We start from the raw sequence: 2,323 nt of genomic DNA on the forward strand, positions 1-2,323 counted from the left end.
CGCTTACTTGGCCGGCTTCTTCTCCGGGACCGGCGCGTTGCCCGAGGCGCGCAGTTCGGCGTAGTAGGCCGCGGCCTCGTTCTGGCGATCGTCCTCGACACCCGTCGCGATCGAGGCACGCACGTGCTCGGGGCCGTAGCCGAAGGCATCCACGAGATCCTGCGCATGCGGCCGGAGGCGCGCACACAGCCGATCGATGTAGCTCGAGACCGCCGCCGCACGCTGGGTCGACAGACGCCCGTTGATGAGGTGCCACGCGAGGTGCTTCTCGATGAGCTGCAGGCCGAACAGATCGCGCAGCCACGTCAGGACCCGAGCCGTGCCGGGGTCGGAGATGCGGTTGATCGCGTCGGTGAACGCTTCCCACTGCAGCAGTTCGCCATGCGCCCGCGCGGCTTCGATCAGCTCGGCCTGGTTCTCGTTGAACAGAGCGGCCGCGTCTTCGCGGGAGAGCTTGGATGCCGGACGCAGGCGAGCCGCGATGTCGGCGACCATCTGCTGGACGCGACCCGCGAGCAGCTCGTGCTGCTGATCGGCGCGGAGCCCCCGCTCGACCGAGCGGGCCGTGGAGCCGAGGTCGGTGACGGCCTGCCCGAGCTGACGCAGCCCCGCTCCGTGGAAGAGCTTGCCCGCGGTCTGCCCGACGGCGAAGGCGGCGAGCTGCTTGGCATCCTTGCCCTTGAACTGGCGGGCGTAGTCGGCGAGCAGGCGCTTGCCGACGAGCTGCAGCAGGATGTTGTTGTCGCCCTCGAAGGTCACGAAGATGTCGAGGTCGGCGCGCAGCCCCACGAGACGGTTCTCGAAGAGGAAGCCCTGACCACCGCATGCTTCGCGCGCTTCCTGCAGGGTGTCGAGCGCGTGCCAGGTCGACAGGGGCTTGAGGGCCGCGGCCAGGGTCTCGAGGTCTTCGCGGTCGGCGTCGGTGTCGAGCGCGCCGCTGAAGACGCCGTCGAACTTCTGCAGGAACTCGTCGTGCGCGAAGATCTCGGCGTACGTGGTCGCCAGGCGCGGCAGCAGGCGGCGCTGATGCTTGCCGTAGTCGAGCAGGGTGACCTCGGGGGTTCCGCTGCCCGAATCGAACTGGCGACGCTGGTTGCCGTAGGTGATCGCGATGATGAGGCCGATCGCCGAGGCCCACGCGGCTGCACCGTCGAGCGAGACGCGGCCCTGCACGAGGGTCCCGAGCATCGTGAAGAACCGCCGACCGGGGCTGGCGATGTCGCTCGAGTAGGTGCCGTCGGCGGCGACGTCGCCGTAGCGGTTCAGGAGGTTCGTGCGCGGGATACGCACCTGGTCGAAGTGCAGACGTCCGTTGTCGATGCCGTTCAGGCCGCCCTTGAGGCCGTCGTCCTCACCGCCGATGCCGGGGAGGAAGTTGCCCTCTTCGTCGCGCAGGGGCACGTAGAAGCAGTGCACGCCGTGGTTGACGCCGTTGGTGATGAGCTGGGCGAACACCGTGGCGGCCTTGCCGTGGAGCGCGGCGTTGCCGAGGTAGTCCTTCCAGGCGCCGCGGAAGGGGGTGTGGATCACGAACTCTTCGGTCTCGGGGTCGTACGTGGCGGTCGTGCCGATCGCGGCGACGTCGGATCCGTGGCCGGTCTCGGTCATGGCGAAGGCGCCGGGGATCTCGAGGCTCATGATGCCGGGCAGCCACTTGTCGTGGTGCTCGGCGGTGCCGAGCTGCAGCACCGCGGAGCCGAAAAGGCCCCACTGCACGCCCGACTTGATCTGCAGGCTCGGGTCTGCGGCAACGAGCTCTTCGAAGCCGGCGATGTTCGCGCCGTTGTTCTCCTCGCCGCCGAATCGCTTCGGGAAGGCGCGGTGCACGGCGTTGTTCTGCACGAGCAGGTGCAACTGGCTCAGGGTGCGCTCGCGGTGCGCGTCCATCCCCAGGCTGTCGTCGCGCCACAGCGCGGGATCTTTCAACATCTCGCGCGCCTGGCGGCGGGTGTCGCCCCACGTGCCGAGGAGCAGGTCGGTGACCCGATCGATGTCGATGCGCGCCTCAGCGGCTTCGGCGGCGGAGTGCGGAGCGGACGGGGCACCCCCGACGGGCGTGCGCGTGCTCGTGGCGGGCGTGGTGGGACGGACGGCGGCGTCGGTCATTTCGGCACCTTTCGACGTTGCAAAGGGATGCCACCACGGTAGGAGTCCCACAACGCACCGGCAAACGGTGTGTGCGGTGTCGACAATGCCGCCCGGCGACGGGAGGCGGGGTCGTTGTGGGTGGTCAACATTCCCGAACGGGGGCTGTGGGCCGGGCGCGGCGCGAACGCCCGGTGGCTTCGACAGGCTCAGCCACCTCCTGTCGGACCACCCCACG

Annotated in this window: 1 protein-coding gene; it reads right to left on the reverse strand. The window is 69.3% G+C overall.

Features of this window, described 5'->3' with window-relative positions:
- Positions 1–3 precede the first annotated feature (3 nt).
- Positions 4–2,106, reverse strand: coding sequence for an acyl-CoA dehydrogenase (locus P2P98_RS07225; RefSeq protein WP_275798548.1), 2,103 nt, complete (start codon positions 2,104–2,106; stop codon positions 4–6).
- Positions 2,107–2,323: the final 217 nt, after the last annotated feature.

The sequence above is a fragment of the Microbacterium sp. Kw_RZR3 genome (assembly GCF_029222405.1).
Lineage (GTDB): Bacteria > Actinomycetota > Actinomycetes > Actinomycetales > Microbacteriaceae > Microbacterium.

Coding starts and splice junctions, on each gene's coding strand:
- P2P98_RS07225 (WP_275798548.1), bottom strand. CDS start 2,106: ATGACCGACGCCGCCGTCCGTCCCACCACGCCCGCCACGAGCACGCGC.